Source organism: Caulobacter sp. ALps2, from assembly GCF_058681635.1.
On the sequence record NZ_CM178743.1, the window covers coordinates 1,240,007 to 1,257,502 of the forward strand.

General features: G+C 68.3%; 18 protein-coding genes. 11 read left to right on the top strand and 7 right to left on the bottom strand.

What is annotated here, in order from left to right; genetic code table 11:
* The first annotated feature begins 52 nt into the window (after positions 1-52).
* The 4 genes from ACW173_RS05770 to ACW173_RS05785 all read left to right on the top strand — a co-directional run bounded on the left by ACW173_RS05770 (position 53) and on the right by ACW173_RS05785 (position 4,907).
* Complete coding sequence (locus ACW173_RS05770) at positions 53-1,381, top strand: TonB family protein (protein WP_492083918.1); 1,329 nt, start codon at positions 53-55, stop codon at positions 1,379-1,381.
* Positions 1,382-1,479: 98 nt separating this feature from the next.
* Entirely contained in the window at positions 1,480-2,508 is a 1,029-nt protein-coding gene (locus tag ACW173_RS05775; protein ID WP_492083919.1) for an aspartate-semialdehyde dehydrogenase, read from the top strand.
* A gap of 94 nt (positions 2,509-2,602) precedes the next feature.
* Entirely contained in the window at positions 2,603-3,514 is a 912-nt protein-coding gene (gene rarD, locus ACW173_RS05780; protein ID WP_492083920.1) for an EamA family transporter RarD, read from the top strand.
* A 22-nt stretch (positions 3,515-3,536) separates the two neighbouring features.
* Complete coding sequence (locus ACW173_RS05785) at positions 3,537-4,907, top strand: MFS transporter (RefSeq protein ID WP_492083921.1); 1,371 nt, start codon at positions 3,537-3,539, stop codon at positions 4,905-4,907.
* Here ACW173_RS05785 and ACW173_RS05790 read toward each other — a convergent pair.
* The 3 genes from ACW173_RS05790 to ahcY all read right to left on the bottom strand — a co-directional run bounded on the left by ACW173_RS05790 (position 4,892) and on the right by ahcY (position 8,420).
* Positions 4,892-6,019: a serine hydrolase domain-containing protein gene (locus tag ACW173_RS05790; RefSeq protein WP_492083922.1), complete on the bottom strand. Its 1,128-nt coding sequence runs from the start codon at positions 6,017-6,019 to the stop codon at positions 4,892-4,894. The genes ACW173_RS05785 and ACW173_RS05790 overlap by 16 nt on opposite strands.
* Before the next feature lies 1 nt (position 6,020).
* Positions 6,021-6,869 carry a PfkB family carbohydrate kinase gene (locus tag ACW173_RS05795; RefSeq protein WP_492083923.1) on the bottom strand — a complete coding sequence of 283 codons (849 nt, stop codon included), beginning with the start codon at positions 6,867-6,869 and terminating at the stop codon, positions 6,021-6,023.
* A 159-nt stretch (positions 6,870-7,028) separates the two neighbouring features.
* Positions 7,029-8,420, bottom strand: coding sequence for an adenosylhomocysteinase (ahcY, locus tag ACW173_RS05800; protein WP_492083924.1), 1,392 nt, complete (start codon positions 8,418-8,420; stop codon positions 7,029-7,031).
* 196 nt (positions 8,421-8,616) lie between these two features.
* On the opposite strand from ahcY, the gene ACW173_RS05805 reads away from it, so the two are divergent.
* Complete coding sequence (locus ACW173_RS05805; RefSeq protein WP_492083925.1) at positions 8,617-9,423, top strand: hypothetical protein; 807 nt, start codon at positions 8,617-8,619, stop codon at positions 9,421-9,423.
* A gap of 10 nt (positions 9,424-9,433) precedes the next feature.
* Here the strand turns inward: ACW173_RS05805 and divL are convergent, their stop codons facing one another.
* Entirely contained in the window at positions 9,434-11,761 is a 2,328-nt protein-coding gene (gene divL, locus ACW173_RS05810; RefSeq protein ID WP_492083926.1) for a cell cycle protein kinase DivL, read from the bottom strand.
* Between the two features lie 154 nt (positions 11,762-11,915).
* Between divL and ACW173_RS05815 the strand changes: the two genes are divergently transcribed.
* Positions 11,916-12,317, top strand: a complete 402-nt coding sequence (locus ACW173_RS05815) for a metallopeptidase family protein (protein WP_492083927.1) — start codon at positions 11,916-11,918, stop codon at positions 12,315-12,317.
* Entirely contained in the window at positions 12,314-12,733 is a 420-nt protein-coding gene (locus ACW173_RS05820) for an SWIM zinc finger family protein (protein ID WP_492083928.1), read from the top strand. Before ACW173_RS05815 ends, ACW173_RS05820 begins: the two co-directional genes overlap by 4 nt.
* Here ACW173_RS05820 and ACW173_RS05825 read toward each other — a convergent pair whose 3' ends face one another.
* Positions 12,734-13,216: a GFA family protein gene (locus ACW173_RS05825; RefSeq protein WP_492083929.1), complete on the bottom strand. Its 483-nt coding sequence runs from the start codon at positions 13,214-13,216 to the stop codon at positions 12,734-12,736.
* Positions 13,217-13,390: 174 nt separating this feature from the next.
* Complete coding sequence (locus ACW173_RS05830; RefSeq protein ID WP_492083930.1) at positions 13,391-14,089, bottom strand: NAD-dependent deacylase; 699 nt, start codon at positions 14,087-14,089, stop codon at positions 13,391-13,393.
* A 149-nt stretch (positions 14,090-14,238) separates the two neighbouring features.
* On the opposite strand from ACW173_RS05830, the gene ACW173_RS05835 reads away from it, so the two are divergent.
* The 4 genes from ACW173_RS05835 to mmcB all read left to right on the top strand — a co-directional run bounded on the left by ACW173_RS05835 (position 14,239) and on the right by mmcB (position 17,151).
* Positions 14,239-15,381 (top strand): ferritin-like domain-containing protein, encoded by a 1,143-nt coding sequence (locus ACW173_RS05835; RefSeq protein WP_492083931.1) that lies wholly within the window; start codon positions 14,239-14,241, stop codon positions 15,379-15,381.
* Positions 15,382-15,511: 130 nt separating this feature from the next.
* Entirely contained in the window at positions 15,512-16,060 is a 549-nt protein-coding gene (locus tag ACW173_RS05840) for a lipocalin family protein (protein ID WP_492083932.1), read from the top strand.
* Positions 16,057-16,590: a lipocalin family protein gene (locus ACW173_RS05845; protein WP_492083933.1), complete on the top strand. Its 534-nt coding sequence runs from the start codon at positions 16,057-16,059 to the stop codon at positions 16,588-16,590. Before ACW173_RS05840 ends, ACW173_RS05845 begins: the two co-directional genes overlap by 4 nt.
* A gap of 102 nt (positions 16,591-16,692) precedes the next feature.
* On the top strand, positions 16,693-17,151 hold the full coding sequence (gene mmcB / locus ACW173_RS05850) for a DNA repair putative endonuclease MmcB (protein WP_492085920.1): 459 nt from the start codon (positions 16,693-16,695) through the stop codon (positions 17,149-17,151).
* Here the strand turns inward: mmcB and ACW173_RS05855 are convergent, their stop codons facing one another.
* Positions 17,152-17,475 carry a hypothetical protein gene (locus ACW173_RS05855; RefSeq protein ID WP_492083934.1) on the bottom strand — a complete coding sequence of 108 codons (324 nt, stop codon included), beginning with the start codon at positions 17,473-17,475 and terminating at the stop codon, positions 17,152-17,154. It lies immediately after the preceding gene.
* Between the last annotated feature and the right edge of the window lie 21 nt (positions 17,476-17,496).

The following is a 17,496-nucleotide window of genomic DNA, read 5'->3' on the forward strand; positions in this document are numbered from 1 at the left end:
TAAGGTCGAGCTCCGAAGAGGTCGCGCGCCGGCCTCTGCTCAGGGTTTCACCGTGACGCGTAAGCTTCTGCCGGCGCTGCTCGCCGCGGGTCTGTCCTTCGCCTCCCTCCACGCCGCCTGGGCCGATGAGGACGACGACACACCGGCCAAGACCGGCGGCTGGAAGGCGGTCTTCGTCGCCGGCGCGCCCAAGGCCAAGATGAAAGCCGCCTATCCCAAGGGCGCGACCGTCACCGGCAAGGCGGCGCTCGACTGCGTCGCGGCCGAAGGCGGCAAGCTGGCCGACTGCGAGATCGCCAAGGAAGATCCGCCCGGCCAGGGCTTTGGCCAAGCGGCGCTGTCCGTGGTCGGCTACGAGCGGATCAGGGCCACCGACGACGCCGGCGCCTCGGTGGTCGGCCGTCCGGTGCGGACCTATCTGGAGTTCCTGGCGCCCGGCGACGCCAATCCCGACTGGCTGCGCAAGCCCACCGGCCAGGACCTGGCCAACGTCTTCCCGAAGAAGGCCATCGAGGACGGCAGGGCCGGGAAGGCGACGATCGCCTGCCAGGTGACGGTCGAAGGCTTCCTGCAGAACTGCAAGGTGACCAGCGAGTCGCCCAAGGACTACAATTTCGGCGCGGCCGGTCTGCAGCTGGCCCCGCAGTTTCGGATGACGCCCAAGATCCGCGGCGGCAAGGCCGTGCCCGGCGGCTCGGTGACCATCCCGATCAACTGGGGCGCCCCCAATCCCTCCTCGCTGATGAGCAGCACCACGATCGTCCTGGACCCGCCCTGGACCCGTGTTCCGACCCAGGCCGAGGTCGATGCGGCCTGGCCCAAGGACGCCGCCGGCCTCGCCTCGGGCCAGGCGGCCCTGCGCTGCGCCCTCGACAAGACCGGCGTGCTGCGCGGTTGCAACGTGATCTCCGAGAGCCCGCGCGGCCGGGGTTTCGGCAAGGCCGCCCAGGCGCTGGCCAGGGACTTCCGGATCACCTTCGCCCCCGACGACGCGAAGTCCGTGAAGAACTTCAAGATCGACGTGCCGTTCCGCTTCCGCGATCCGGCCCTGCCCGACGCGCGCAAGCTGACCAAGCCGCGCTGGATCCGCACCCTGTCGCCGGAAGGCATGGTCGCGGTCTATCCCGAGGCGGCGATCAAGGCCGGGGTCAAGACGGGCGTCGGCGCGGCCACCTGCACGGTCACGGCGACGGGCGAACTGACCGACTGCCAGGCCGCGCGCGAGGAGCCCGCCGGCCTCGACTTCGGCGCGGCGGCGATCAAGGCCGCCGCGGTCATGCGCATGAACCCCTGGACCAAGGAGGGCGACGCGGTCGAGGGCCTGCGCATCACCCTGCCGATCACCTTCACCCTGGAGGACCTGCCGCCCCCTAAGCCCTAAACGCCACGCCAGCTTTCCTCGCCTTGCGCCAACTGGGCATGAGGCGTACGGGAACCACGCTCCGCGCGGTACGCGGACAGAAGTTTCAGGAGAGCGCGATGGGTTACCGGGTCGCCGTGGTCGGCGCCACGGGCAATGTGGGCCGCGAGATGTTCAACATCCTCGAGGAAGTCAAATTCCCCGTCGACAAGATGCACGCCATCGCCAGCCGCAAATCCATCGGCGTGGAAGTCTCGTTCGGCGCCAAGATCCTGCACTGCGAGGATCTGGCGCAGTTCGATTTCTCCACCGTCGACATCGTGCTGATGAGCGCCGGCGGCGCCATCTCCAAGGAATGGGGCGAGAAGATCGGCGCGGCCGGTCCGATCGTCATCGACAATTCGAGCCACTTCCGGATGGATCCGGACGTGCCGCTGGTGGTGCCGGAAGTGAACCCGGACGCCGTCAACCGCATGCCCAAGAACATCATCGCCAACCCCAACTGCTCGACCGCGCAGCTGGTGGTGGTGCTGGCCCCCTTGCACGCCGAAGCCAAGATCAAGCGCGTCGTCGTCTCGACCTACCAGTCGGTGTCGGGCGCCGGCAAAGAGGGCATGGACGAACTGTGGGACCAGACCAAGGGCGTCTTCGTCCTGGGCGCCCCGCCGCCCAAGAAGTTCACCAAGCAGATCGCCTTCAACGTCATCCCGCACATCGATGTGTTCATGGAGGACGGCTACACGAAGGAAGAGTGGAAGATGATGATGGAGACCAAGAAGATCTTGGATCCGTCGATCAAGCTGACCGCCACCGCCGTGCGCGTGCCGGTCATGGTCGGCCACGCCGAAGCGGTGAACATCGAGTTCGAGACCCCGCTGGACGAGGAAGATGTCCGCGAGATCCTGCGCGACGCCGAGGGCGTGGAAGTCATCGATAAGCGCGAGGACGGCGGCTACATGACGCCGAAGGAAGCCGCCGGCGAGTTCCCGGTCTATGTCTCGCGCATCCGCACCGACCCGACGGTCGAGAACGGCATCGCGCTGTGGTGCGTGGCCGACAATCTGCGCAAGGGCGCGGCGCTGAACGCCGTGCAGATCGCCCAGCTCCTGCACGACAAGGGCCTGATCAAGCAGAAGACCCCCGCCTAAGATCCACGATCCGCAACAAGCGGGTGGAAATCAGGGCTCCCGGGGCAGACCTCCCGGGAGCCCTTTTTCATTTCGACAGCGAGGACGACACGCCATGACGGCGGATGTGAACGAGACCCGAGACGAGGGGCGCGCGGCCTTGCTCGCCGGCATCGGCTGCTACACCTTGTGGGGCTTTCTGCCGCTGTACTTCCACCTGCTGTCGACCCTGGGCGTCAGCTCCTGGGAGATGATCGCTCACCGCACCCTGTGGGCCGCGCCGTGGGCGCTTCTGATCGTGCTGCTGGCCCGTCAGGGCGGCCAGGTGATGACCGTGCTGCGCCAGCCCAAGACCCTGGCGGTGCTGGCCGCGTCGACCCTGGCGATCTTCATCAACTGGTCGATCTACGTCTTCGCGGTGAACGCGGGCCACGTGATCGAGACCAGCCTTGGCTATTACATCAACCCGCTGATGAACGTGGCGGCCGGGGCGCTGCTGTTTCGCGAGCGGATCAGCCGGGAGGGCGCCATCGCCATCGGCCTGGCCGCGATCGGCGTGGCCATCCAGACCGCCGCCCTGGGCCACCTGCCGGTGATCTCGCTGGGCGTGGCGCTCAGCTTCTGCGTCTACGCCATTCTGCGCAAGCAGGTGAAGGCGGACGCCCAGACCGGCCTGTTCATCGAATGCGCCTATCTGGCCGTGCCGGGACTGCTCTATGTGCTGCACCTGCGGTCCGCCGGCGAGGGCCACCTGGGGGCCGCCCCCGGCGTGACGCTCCTGCTGTTGCTGGCGGGTCCGGCCACGGTCGTGCCGCTGGCTCTGTTCGCCTGGTCCGCGCGCCGGATGCCGCTCAGCGCCATGGGCTTCCTGCAGTTCATCGCTCCAACCCTGCAGTTCGCGGTGGGCGTGGCGCTGGGCGAGCCCTTCACGCCGATGCGCGCCCTGTCGTTCGTGTTCATCTGGGCCGGCGTGGCGGTCTTCGCCCACGGCGCCTGGAAGCGGGCCAGGGCCCTGGCGCCCGCCTGAACGGCGGGCCATGGTCGCGGCCATGGATGACGCGACGATCTCCAAGGGCCGAGGCCGGCTGATCCTGGCCGCGACGGTGCTGGGCTCCAGCCTGGCCTTCATCGACGGCTCGGTGGTCAACGTCGCCCTGCCGACGATCCGCCAGGCCTTGGGCGCGCGGCCCGAGGAGATCCAGTGGATCGTCAACGCCTACCTCTTGCTGCTCGGCTCGCTGGTCTTGATCGGCGGCTCGGCTGGCGATCGCTGGGGGCGGCGCAAGGTGTTCGTCGTGGGCGTGACGCTGTTCGCCCTGGCCTCCCTGGCTTGCGCCCTGGCCCCGACCATCGCCTGGCTGATCGCCGCCCGAGCTCTGCAAGGCGTCGCCGCGGCCATGGTCGTGCCGGCCAGCCTGGCCATACTGGGCGCGGCCTTCGACGAAGAGCGGCGCGGGCCGATGATCGGAGCCTGGGCCGGGTTCGGCGCGGTGACCGGCGCGTTCGGACCGGTGCTGGGCGGCTGGCTGGTCGACGCGGTGTCGTGGCGCGCGGTCTTCCTGATCAACCTGCCGATCGCCGCCGCCACCGTCTGGCTGACTCTGAAGGCCGTGCCCGAGAGCCGAGATCCGGACGTCGAGCACCTGGACTGGCGCGGCGCGATCCTGGCCGCCGCCGGCCTGGGCGCCTTGACCTGGGGCCTGACGGCGGCCGGCGCGCGTGGCTGGACCAGCCCGGCCGTCTGGAGCGCCATCGTCGCCGGCGCCGCGATCCTGGTCGGCTTCGTCGTGCTGCAAGGCCGCGAAAAGCATCCGATGATGCCACCGTCGCTGTACCGCTCGCCGACCTTCAGCGGCGCCAACCTGCTGACCCTGGCGCTGTATTTCGGCCTGACCGGGGCGATGTTTTTCCTGCCCTACGAGCTGATCGCCCACCACGGTTACAGGGCCGCCGAGGCCGGAGCGACCCTGCTGCCGCTGTCGGCGGTGATGGGGACGTTTTCGGGATTGGCGGGACGGATCGCCAACAAGGTGGGGGCGCGAGCCATGCTGACGGTCGGTCCGATCACGGCCGGGATCGGCTTCGCCCTGCTGGGCGCGCCGTGGATCGGCGGCGGCTTCTGGACCGGCGTGCTGCCGGGCCTGCTGGTGCTGGCGCTGGGCATGACGATCAGCGTCGCGCCCTTGACCAGCACGGTGATGGCGGCGGTCCCCTCCAGTCACTCGGGCATCGCCTCGGGCGTCAACAACGCCGTCGCCCGCGTGGCGGGTCTACTGGCCGTGGCGGTGCTGGGTCTCGTCTATTTCGCCCCGGGAGGCGGCGGTTATCCCTGGGTCATGGGCATCAGCGCCGTGGCGGCGATCGTGGCGGGTCTAGTCGGCCTCGCCACGATCCGACCCAAGCCTCACAGCGAGGCGTAGGCCGCTTCGATCAGGCGCACGGCGCGGGGATCGCCGATCAGGGCGGCGCCCTGCTTGTTCATGACATAGGCCCCCGAGACGCCGCGCGTCGGATCGGCGAAGGCGCACGAGCCACCCCAGCCGGAGTGGCCAAACGTTTCGGCCGTGGGCCCATAATACATGTTGGGCTCATTGCGCATGAAGCCCGCGCCCCAGCTGATCTCGTAGGGCAAGACGAGGTCCTGGCCCCGGATACGCTCGGCGCTGGCGGCCTTGATCCCCGCCGGCGTGATCAGCGACCGGCCGTCCAGGCTTCCGCCGTTGGCCAGGGCCCCCATCAGGCGCGCCAGGGCCGGCGCGGTGGCGTGGCCGTTGGCCGAGGGGATCTCGACCCGCCGCCACTCGGCCGCGCTCTTGCCGCCTGGCGACGACCAGGGCTTCAAGAAAGCGGCGGTCAGGGCGGGATTGATCTCGCCGAACTGGGGCATCGCCGTCGGGCGCATCAGGTCGGCGACGCGGCCGTGCTCGCTGTCGGGCAGGCCGATCCAGATATCCAGGCCCAGCGGGCCACAGATGTCCTCGCGCAGGGCCGCGCCCATGGTCCGGCCGTCGACGCGGCGGAAGATCTCGCCGGCGATATAGCCGTAGGTGACGGGATGATAGCCGCTGGCCGAGCCGATCGGGAACAGCGGGGCCATGGCCGCCAGCTTGGCGCAGGTGGCGTCCCAGTCGAACCAGATCGCCGGATCTGTCTCGTCCAGGAAACCCGACAGGCCGGCCTGGTGCGACAGAGCCTGCTCGACCGTGACCTCGCCCTTGCCGGCCCGCGCGAACTCCGGCCAGACGTCGGCGACCGGCTGGTCATAGGCCAGGCGGCCCTCGTCGACGAGACGCGCGACCAGCAGGGCCGCGACGGCCTTGGTGGTCGAGAACAAGGCCGTCAGGGTGTCGGGGCCGAACGGGACCTCGCGCTTGCGATCGGCGAAGCCGCCCATCAGGTCGACGACGATCTCGCCGTCGATGGCGAAGGCGAAGCGCGCGCCCAGCTCGCCGTTGTTCGCGAAATTGGCTTCGAAGGTCTCGCGGACGCGGGCGAAGCGGTCGGGGCACAGACCGGTGATATCGACGCTCATCCTAGGCCAGCCGCTCGATGCGCACGGTCGGCGAGGTCTGCTTGATGCGCGCGCCCATGGCCACGATCGGCAGCTCAGGGGCGTTCCAGATGTTGGCGGCGGTGATCGTCTCGGCCACGCCGCCGACGGCCCGGGCCAGGCCGTACGAGAAGGTCTGCCCCTCCAGGATCGAGGCGGCGTACAGCGCGGTCAGCAGGTCGCCGGCGCCGTTGGGCGAGCGGTCGGCCTTGGCGTGGGCGGCCAGCCAGGCTTCCTTCTTGTCCGCCAGCACGGCGCCGATCTCGGCCCCGCGATGCACCGAGGAAACCAGGGTCGTCTTGCCCAGCAGCCGGGCGGCCTTCATGGCCGAGACCGGGTCGCGGGCGTCGGTTCCGGTCAGCTTCCGCAGCTCCCAGGAATTGCAGGCCACGACGTCGGCGCGCGGGATCAGGTCGGTGATGATCTCGTCGGCGGTCTCGGTCGGGATGTAGAGGCCCTTGCCGGCGTCGCCCATGGTCGGATCGACGATGACCACCGCCTTGCGGGTGGCCGCGCCCTGGCGGGGAGCCTCGCGCACGGCGTCGATGACCCGCGCGGCGGCCCGCACCTGGGCGGCGGTGGCGAAGTAGCCGGTGATGACCAGATCGACCAGGCCGAACAGGCCGTTGGCCTCGATGCCGTCCAGCATGCCCTCGAACACCTCGATCGGCACGGGCGCGCCGCCGGGCAGACCCCAGCCGGGGTGGCGGCCATACAGGACCGTCGGCACGACCATCGAGTCGATGCGGAATTGCGCCAGGGCGGTGGCTTGCGCCGTCGCGCCCACCTGGCTGCCGGCGACGTGGCTGGAAAGGATCAAGGCTAACGGCATGGAAGAGCGATTAGCCGAGCATTGCGGACTTGAATAGGGCGTGTTCGCGGGAGACGTGAAAAGAAAAGGCCCGCCATCGCTGGCAGGCCTTTCCCCTTGGAAAATCACGTGATTTCCGTAACGGAAATGTCGCGTTCTCCCGTAACGTCCGTCCGCTGCCTAGTAGCGATAGTGGTCCGGCTTGAACGGGCCCGTTTCCGGCACGCCGATGTAGTCGGCCTGGTCCTTGCGCAGGACCGAGAGCTTCGCGCCCAGCTTTTCCAGGTGCAGGAAGGCGACCTTCTCGTCCAGGTGCTTGGGCAGGGTGTAGACTTGGTTCTGATAGGCGCCCTTGTTGGTCCAGAGTTCGATCTGGGCCAGGGTCTGGTTGGTGAACGAGGCCGACATCACGAACGAGGGGTGACCGGTGGCGTTGCCCAGGTTCACCAGGCGGCCTTCCGACAGGACGATGATCTTCTTGCCGTCCGGGAATTCCACGTGGTGGACCTGCGGCTTGATCTCGTCCCACTTGAAGTTGCGCAGGCCGGCGATCTGAATTTCGCTGTCGAAGTGGCCGATGTTGCAGACGATGGCGTTGTTGCGCATCTGCCGCATGTGATCGACGGTGATGACGTCCTTGTTGCCCGTGGCGGTGACGAAGATGTCGGCGCGGCCGGCGACGTCGTCCAGGGTCTGGACCTCATAGCCTTCCATCGCCGCCTGCAGGGCGCAGATCGGGTCGATCTCGGTGACGATCACGCGAGCGCCGCCTTGGCGCAAGCTGGCGGCCGAGCCCTTGCCCACGTCGCCGTAGCCGCAGACCACCGCGACCTTGCCCGACAGCATGACGTCGGTGCCGCGGCGGATCGCGTCGACCAGCGATTCACGGCAGCCGTACAGGTTGTCGAACTTCGACTTGGTGACGCTGTCGTTGACGTTGATGGCCGGGAACGGCAGGTCGCCCTTGGCGGCCATCTGGTACAGCCGGTGCACGCCCGTGGTGGTCTCTTCCGACACGCCGCCGATGGCCGCGCGGATGGCCGAGTAGAAGCCCGGCTTTTCGGCCAGGTACTTCTTCATCACGGCGTAGAGGGCTTCTTCTTCCTCGTTCTGCGGGTTGTTCAGGATCGACGGATCCTTCTCGGCCTTGGGGCCGAGCACGCAGAGCAGGGTGGCGTCGCCGCCGTCGTCCAGGATCAGGTTCGGGTAGCCGCCGTCGTGCCACTCGAAGATCTTGTGGGCGTATTCCCAGTATTCGACCAGGTTCTCGCCCTTGAAGGCGAAGACCGGGATGTCAGCGGCGGCGATGGCGGCCGCGGCGTGGTCCTGGGTCGAGAAGATGTTGCAAGACGCCCAGCGGACCTCGGCGCCCAGGGCGACCAGGGTCTCGATCAGCACGGCGGTCTGGATGGTCATGTGCAGGCTGCCAGCGATGCGGGCGCCCTTCAGGACCTGCTTGGGGCCGTACTCGGCGCGCGTGGCCATCAGGCCCGGCATCTCGGTCTCGGCGATGGCGATTTCCTTGCGGCCGTAGTCGGCGAGCGAGATGTCCTTGACGATGTAGTCGGCCACGTGCGGCTCCTGCGTCGGATGAAGTCGTGTGAGTGAAGGTCTTGCGGCAGTCTATACAACCGCGAGCCCTTCCGAGCAATTAACGCATAAAGATATCTTTATGCGATGACCCCGCGCCTTGATGGGGCAAGGGTTCGCCGCTTGACAGGCCGCCCCGCCCAGCGCTTCCTTAAGTATGCTCTCTGGAGGGCTTGCTATGTTAGGTGGTCTTCTTTTCGCCGCCGCCCTATCGACGAGCGACGCGCCGCTGGACACGATCACGCTGAAGTCGGCCATGGAGGGCGCCAGGCAGGCGCGGGCCGCCCAGCCCGTGGGTCGAAAGTTCCGGATCGAGATCCCGTTCGTCAACGGCCGCAAGCGCAACATTCCGACCTTCCAGAGCCCGGCGCGCTGGGTCTATGACTACAAGCACGACCAGCTGGACCTGATCATCGGCCCCGGCGAGGTCACGCCGACCAACTACGATCAGTTCGCCCCCCAGGGCCTGGACAAGCTGCCGCCGCTGCAGAGCTTCGTCTTCGACTCCCACGAGGTCACCAACGAGACCTCGTTCACGATCGAGAACCAGACGAAGGCCCACAAGATGGAGCCGGGAACCCTTGCGGACGGGCGCGGCGACTCGGTGGATCTGGGCACGCGGTCGTGGCTGTACAGCTTCGCCATCGCCGTGCCTTACGCCGAAAAGGGCGTGTCGGGCCTGCCGGCCGGCTTCAAGCCGCTGAAGATCCACAAGGTCGAACACCTGCCCGAGCGCGAGCTGCGCCGCTATGTCAGCCGCATGACCCTGGTGCTGGAGGGCGAGATCACCGACCTTGGCCAGCGGCCGCCGACCTTCTGCGGCGGCTTCCGGGGCGCGGTGACGTCCAAGCTCATCACCGGCGACCAGTCCATTTCGATCCACGCCAAGCAGTGCTTCGTCACCGCGCGGATCGACAAGGTGACCGTGATGCGTGGCGGCGAGATGCTGGCTTCATGGCCCCAGGCGACGCCCAGCGCCGACTAGGACCGACGGGCTAGAACCCCAGCTCGGGCTGCATCGCGCCGGGCTGCTGGGTCTCGGGCAGATGGCAGGTGAAGGTCGAGCCGGCGCCCGGCTCGCTCTCCAGCGCCACCCAGCCGCCGTGGAGCTCGACCAGCGCCTTGACCAGGGCCAGGCCCAGGCCCGGACCGCCACGATCGCGGCCGACGAAACGGTCGAAGATATGGGCCTGGACGTGGAACGGCACGCCCCGGCCAGTGTCGGAAACATCGAGGCGGACTTCACCCAGAGCGCGGCGCGCCTGCAGCGTCACACGGCCGCCGGGCGGGGTCTGGCGCAGGGCGTTCTCGACCAGGTGGTCCAGGGTCTGGGTCAGGCGCTTGCGGTCGCCGCGGATGAGGCCGACGTCTTCCTCGCACTCGACGGCCAGGGTGACCGCGCCCAGCTGGGCGTCCTTCAGGGCGCGCTCCTGGGCGTTGAGCAGCAGGTCGGCGACGCGGATGTCCTCGATCTCCAGCGCCATCTCGCCAGCGTCGATCTGGGCCATGTCCAGCACGTCGTCGATCGAGCGGGCCAGCTGGGTGGCGGCGGCGCGGACGGCGGCCACATGGTTGCGGCCGCGCTCGGAGATGCCGTCGGCCCGCTCCAGCAGCTCCGAATAGCCGATGATCGTGGTGAGCGGCGTGCGCAATTCGTACGAGACGTTGCCGACGAAGTCGCGCTTCAGACGCTCGGCCTCGGCCAGGGCGGCGGAGCGGTCGCTCAGCGCATTCTGCAGGTCGCGGGTGTCGGTGACGTCGGCGAAGGCGATCAGGGTCGCGCCATCCGGCAGCGGCCGGCTCTGATAGACGACGATCCGGTCGTCCGAGGTGCGGACCTCGCCCGAGGTCGGGGCGCGCATCTGCGGATCGGGATCGGCCACCCGCCCCTTCAGCTCGCGCCAGAAGGCCAGGTCGTGCAGGCGCGGCACGCACAGCTCGACCACGCCCTCGAAGTCGCCAGCCGCTTCCAGCGAGAAGGCGCTGACGTTCCAGAAGGTCTCGAACGCCTCGTTGTGCAGGCGGAGGCGCCCGTCCGAGCCGAACACGGCGACGGCGTCGTTCAGCTTGTCCAGCGTGGCCTGCTGCACCTGAATCAGGGCGTTGTACTGGGCCTTCAGGCGCAGCTCGCCGGTGATGTCGGAATAGATCAGCAGCATGCCGCCCAGCGGGTGGGGCTGGCGCACCACCTTCAGGGTGCGACCGTCGGGCAGGTGCCACAGGTCGTCGGCCTGGGGCCCCAGATCCTCGTAGCGCGCCAGCTCGGCGGCCTTCCAGCCCGAATAGTCGATGCTCTCGGGCAGGCGACGGCGCTGGCGCAGGCGGTCCAGCACCTCGCCATGGGTCGGGCGCTCGGCCAGCCAGGCCGGCTCCAGGCCCCACAGCTCGGCGAAGGCGGTGTTGTGGTACGACAGGCGCCGCGTCTGGCTGAAGATCGCCACGGCCTCGGCGATGTGGTTCAGGGTTTCGTCGTGGGCCTCGACATGTTTGCGGAAGGCGTCGCGGACATCCTCGATCTCGGTGACGTCCGCGCAGAACACGCCCACCCCGCCGCCGTCCAGCGGCTGGGCCGACAGGCGGAACGCGCGGCGGCGGCCTTCCAGATTGATCCAGCGCAGCGCCTCGCGGCGCCCCTCTTCGCCCTTGGCGCCCTTCTCGGCGGCCTCGACGACCAGGGCGTCGGCGGCGCGGTCGAAGCTCTTGCCGGCCAGGGCTTCGGCCGAGGCCGAGGTCGCGCCGACCGCGCGGACGAAGGCGTCGTTGCCCCAGGCCGGCTGGCCGTCGGCGCCGGCGATCCAGGCGGGCTCGGCCACGCTGTCGATGAAGGCGGCGAAGCGGGCCGCCGACGGCAGGCCGGCGTCGCCGCCGCTGGCGGGGGCCAGGCGCAGCCAGGCCAGGGCGCCGGCGGTGCGGCCCTCGACCGAGATCCAGCCGCCGCTCCCACGCGCCTCGAACACGCAGGCCTCGCCGCGCTCGAACAGGGCCGCCAGCTTCAGGGCATGGCCCGGATCGCTGTCGCCCAGGGCGGCCACGACCTCGTCGACGCCGGCGGGCACGCCCAGCACCCGGGCGCAGGCCGCCAGGCCCTCGGCCCCGGCGGCCAGGCTGGGACGGCCGCCCTCGACCGCCAGCACGGCGGTGTCGAAGGCCTCGACCCAGGCGGGCGCGTCCAGGGCGTCGCCGCCCTGCTGCGTCAGTCGGCTCTTCAGCGCGGCGATACGGGTCTCGAAGCCTCGGCGCTGGCCCAGCGACCACAATGTGACGCAAATGGCGAGGCAAACCGCGCCAGCCGCCGCCGCGAGGATCAGGTCGTAGGAAGTCATCAGGCGCGTCGCTTACCCCAGCGGGTCCTCGAATCAGAATCCCAGATTAGTCGGGCCATGACCAGAGCGCGATCTAACCAGAGCGTGGCCGCTTGTCGCGATTTGATCTAGCCGCCGGCTGGTTTAACGCGCCAATCGCTTTATTTGGATGCCCATGACCTGGTCCGACCGCTCCGCGCCATCGCTCGACGACTTCGCCGTCCTGGCCAAGCAGGCCTTCGACGCCCTGCCCGACGACTTCCGCCAGCTTTCGGGCGACGTGGTCATCCGGGTCGACGACTTTCCGTCCGAGGAGGTGCTGGACAGCCTGGGGATCGAGGATCCGTTCGAGCTGACCGGCCTCTACCAGGGCGTCGACCTGGGCCGCCGCTCGGTGCTCGACTACGGAACCGAGCCCTCGCGGGTCTTTCTTTATCGCCGCCCGATCCTGGACGAGTGGTCCGAGCGCGGCGACGTCACCCTGGGCGACCTGATCACCCACGTGCTGGTCCATGAGATCGGCCACCATTTCGGCCTGTCGGACGACGACATCCACCGCATCGAGGACGAGGAATGAGCCCCAATCCCAGCCAAGTCTTCGACGTAGAGTCCTGGCGCGAACGCATGGACGAGCGCTGGTTCGACACCGGCGCGGCGATGGCCGAGGCCGGCGCCGTCGACCTCGTCTCGGTCGAGGACGAGAAGGTCACCGCCCATGTCACCGGCAGCGTCGGCGACCTCTATGTCGTGGAGCTGCGCGCCCCGGCCGGCGAGGGTTCGTGCACCTGCCCCGGCTTCGAGAAGTTCGGCGCCTGCAAGCACCAGGCGGCCGTGGTGACGGCGGCCAACGCGGCCGACCTCGGCAAGGTTCGCGAGCGCATGGCCAAGCTGCGCGATGGCCTGGCCCTGGACAGCAAGGACGCCCTGGTCGAACGCCTGGCCGAACTGGCGCGCGTGCAACCGGCGGTGCTGGCGGCGCTGGAGGGCCGTTAGCTAGAGGAAGTCGTCGAGCGCCTTGCGTTTGGCCTTCGGCTTGGGCCGCTCCCACATCACGCCGGGATAACCCTTCAGCGGGACCAGCTTGCCGCCGGCATAGGCCCAGTCGGGGGCCTCATCGAGCGCCGTGTGGTAGCGCGGTTCGCGGCCGGTGCGGCCGGCGAACAGGGCGCGGGGCAGGTTGATCATGGTCGGGGCGCGCTCGCGCTCCATGAAGATCGGCGTGCCGCAGCGGGCGCAGAACCCTCGGGTCGTGCCTTCGTGCTCGTGGCGGGTGACGAGCTCTTCACCGTCCAACCAGCGGAAGCGGCTGCGATAGCTGGCCGTGTAGGTGACATAGGCGCAGCCCTGGGCGCGGCGGCTGGCGGCCGAATGGTCGTGGAAGGACCACCGCGCCGGGACGCCGATGGCCAGACGCACCGCCCCGCAGGCGCAGGCGCCTTCGGCTTCCTCGGCGGGCGGTTTTAGGGGCTTGGGCATGGCGGGGCTCCTGTACTGTTCTTCCATATCCCGACTGCTGCCAATCTTCGTCAGGATCCCCTCCCCTCGATGGGGAGGGGTAGGGGTGGGGTGAGTACGGCGGTTGATCCAGGCGCGGCGCCAACCCAGCATCACCCCCATCCCCAACCCTTCCCCCATCAAGGGGGAAGGGGGCTATCTGAGCACCCGCTCCACCCACGCCGGCACGACCTCACTCGCCGGGCCATAGTGCTTCTCGTCGAACACATAGGCGTTGGCCGACGGCTCCAGATTGATCTCGCATGTCGCCACGCCCATCGCCCGCGCCTCGGTCACGAACCCCGCCGCCGGGTAGACCGAACCCGAGGTGCCGATCGACACGAAGAGGTCGGCCTCGCTCAGCGCCTCCTCGATCTCGTCCATGAAGAGCGGCCTCTCGCCGAACCACACGACGTGCGGCCGCGCGCCACCGTCCCGCCCGCAGGTCTCGCACACAGCCTCGGCCGTCAGAGACCCGACGTCCGGCCGTGTCGCCTCGCAGTGAGCGCAGCGGGTCACGGCCAGCTCGCCGTGCATGTGGATCACCCGCTTGGAACCCGCCTTCTCGTGCAGGTCGTCGACGTTCTGGGTGCAGAGCCACAGCTCGCCACCACGCGCTTCCAGTTCGCGCTCCAGCCGCGCCAAGGCGACATGCGCCGCGTTGGGCGCCGCGCCCGCCAGGTTGGCGCGGCGAGCATTGTAGAAGTCGCGCACCAGCGCCGGATCGCGCGCGAAACCCTCGGGCGTGGCCACCTCCGACAGGTCGTACTTGGTCCACACCCCGTCCTTGTCGCGAAAGGTCCCCAGGCCGCTCTCGGCGGAAATCCCGGCCCCGGTCAGCACGAAGATCCTCATTCCGACTCCAGACGACCGAAGGTGACGCCGCCGTCATTTTTCATTTGACCGACGGCGAGAGTTGAGTTGACAGTGTTTAGATAGCCGGAGACCCGCGCAAGACGGGCCCCGCTGATGGACGTCACCCGGCCGATAGGGAGCGCCGCGACATGACAGACCAAGTCACTAAAGACCGGAACATCACCAAGGACGCCATGTACGACGCGGTCGCGCCGGACGACTTCGAGTCGATGCTCGAACTCGACCGCTACGGCGCCCGCTCCAGCGCCTTCGACAAGATCATTTCCGCGACCCACGACCACTTCTGGGATCCGCTGGACAAGGCCTATATCGACTTCGACGAGCCGTTCGACATGGAGAACCAGGCCCTGGTGCCCGAGGATCTCGTGATCGCGCTGTCGACCGACTACGTCTCCAACCACCTGTCCGACCCCAAGCAGCGCATCCGTTTCATCAATCAGTCGGTGCTGCGCAGCTTCTCGTCGATCCTGCACGGCGAGCAGGGCGCGCTGAACCTGTCGGCCAGCCTGTGCCACGTGCTCAAGGACCAGGGCGCCCAGGAATACGCCGCCAACCAGACGCGCGAAGAGGCCCGCCACGTCACGGCCTTCGCCAAATATATCAAGGCCCGCTGGGGCAAGCCGGTCGAGTGCGGCCCGGCCTTGAAGACCCTGCTGGTCGAGATCATCGGCGCGCCCGAGGTCTACAAGAAGATCATCGGCATGCAGATGCTGGTGGAAGGCCTGGCCATGGGCGCCTTCGCCACCTTCTTCAACCAGATCAACGATCCCGTCGGCAAGAAGCTGCTGCAGCTGGTGATGACCGACGAGGCCTTCCACCACAAATTCGGAAAGATCTGGGCCGATCGCACGGTGCCCAAGCTGAGCCCCGAAGAACACGCCATCATCGAGGACTGGGCGGCGCACTGCTTCCAGACCCTGCTGTTCAACCTGGTTTCGCCGCACCAGCAGCTGGACCTCTATGCCGAGTTCGGCCTGGATCCCGACAAGGTGGTCGAGGAGTACGGGAAGATCATGACCGACGACCTGCGTCGGGAGAACATGAAGGAACAGACCAACATCTTCCGGGTGCTGGTCAAGACGCTGCTGAACGCCGGCATCATCACCGATCGCACGCGGGCCTTCTACGCCATGTATGTCGACATCGACGAGCTGAAGGCCGAGGGCGACCGGATGGTCGGCGACGACATCGCCGAGGAAGGTATCCGCCACCTGCAGGCCATCAACTTCAAGAACCGGCCCCTGGCCGCGATCGAGATCGCGGCCGAATAAGAGGTAAAGGGGCCGCGATCGAGATCGCGGCCGAGTAAAAGGTAAAGGGGGCCGGCGATCGAGATCGGCCGAATAGGCGGAACTTCACCGCGCCCTCCGCGTTTGGGCGAACCGAGGCAAAGGTTCGCCCATGCGCTTTTCCAAGATCGTCCTGGCGACCATGTTCGCCATGACCCTGACCGCCGGGGACGCCTTGGCGGCCGCGAAACCGCCGGCCAAGCCGGTCTCGGCCGCGTTCTATTCAGGCCGCTGGTACGAGATCGCCCGGACGCCCAACGCCGGCCAGCGCAATTGCGAGGCCCCGACAACCGACTTCACCACGACCGATACCCAAGGCGGGCGCTCCAGTTTCAGGGTTCGGCAGATCTGCCATCGCGGCTCGCCGCTGGGCGAGGAAAAGGTCTTCGCGACCACCGGCCGGGTCCTGCCCAACAGCCAGAACACCCGCTTCACGATGAGCTTCCTGGGCGGCCTGCGAAAGCAGGAGTACTGGGTCCTGGACTGCGCCGCCGACGGCTCATGGGCGATCATGGCGACGCCGGGCGGCAACTATGTCTGGCTGATCTCTCGCACCGCCGACATGCCCACCTCGACCAAGGCCGTCGCCCTCGAGCGGGTCAAGGAACTGGGCTATGAGAAGCTGGAGTTCCCGCAACATCCACCCGGAGCCGGCGCTTGAAACTTCTTCTCCTCGCACTCACGGCGGCGCTCGGCCTGTCGGCCTGTGTCGCCGGCCCGGTCGGCAACCCAAATCCGCCGCAACCGGCCAAGGCCGTCGACCTCGAGCGCTATGCCGGTCGCTGGTACGAGGTCGCCCGCTACGACATGCGGTTCGAGAAGGGTTGCGAGGGCGTCACCGCCGAATACTCCAAACGCCCCGATGGCCTGATCCGGGTGCTGAACACCTGCCACCAGGGCGCGGTCGACGGCCCCGTCAAGGTCAGCGAAGGCAAGGCCAAGGTCGCGGACAAGACCACGAACGCGAAGCTGAAGGTCAGCTTCTTCGGCCCGTTCTTTGGCGACTACTGGGTCATGGACCACGCTGACGACTACAGCTGGTCGATCGTCGGCGAGGGCTCGGGGCGTTATCTGTGGCTGCTGTCGCGCGAGCTCCCGACGGACGCCGATCGCGCGGCGCTGACGGCGCGCGCCAAGGCGCTGGGGTATGACGTCGCGATGCTACGGCCGACGAAGCAACCCGCGCCCTAGAACGAGGCCGCCTGGCGTTTCCGCAGGACGGGCGCGAACGCCACACCTCGGCTCGCTAAGCGACGCTTGATCCGCGAACAAAGCTGGAACATTATTCCGGCGATGGACGTGATCATCCAGCTTCAGCCCTCCCGCCCGGAGACGACCCTGACCGTGACGCGCGGCGCCGCGCGGCTGCTGATCGACCTCGGCTACGCGCCGCTGGCCGAGGTGACCTTGCCCAACGGGCGGCGGGCCGACCTGATGGCGCTGGGTCCCAAGGGCGACGTGCTGATCGTCGAGGTGAAGTCGGGGCTGGAGGATTTCCGGGTCGATCGGAAGTGGGGCGAGTACGCGCCCTATTGCGACGCCTTCTACTTCGCCGTCGCGCCGCATTTTCCGGAAGGCGTCCTGCCGGAGGAACCCGGCCTGATCGTCGCCGACGGCTTCGGGGGCGCGGTCGTACGGGAAGCGCCGCTCACGCCCCTGGCGCCGGCGCGTCGCAAGGCCCTGACGCTGGCGTTCGCCCGCCTCGCGGCCTTGCGGGCCGCGGGCGTGAACGCCGAGCGCCTGAGTTTGTAACTAGTCCAAATTCCGCGCGATCAGAAAACCCACGCCCAGGCCGATCGCGAACGCGCCGATGGCGACGCCCATGGGGTGTTCCTCGGCGGCGTGATGGGCCACCTGGGCCTTGTCGCGGGTCCAGGCGGCGCCGACCTTGGCCTTTTCGCTGGCGAAGGTGCGGGTCTGGGCGGCCACTTCGGTGGCGGTTTCGCGAGCCGACTTCACGGCCTTGCTCACCGCTTCCTTGGCCTGCTTGGTCTTTTCGGCGGTCGTCTTCTTCGCGCCGTCCAGCGCGGCGGCGGCGGACGAGGTGTCGGGGGTAAGGCTGCTGATGTCAGTCATGGGGGAGGCTCCTCGGCTTGA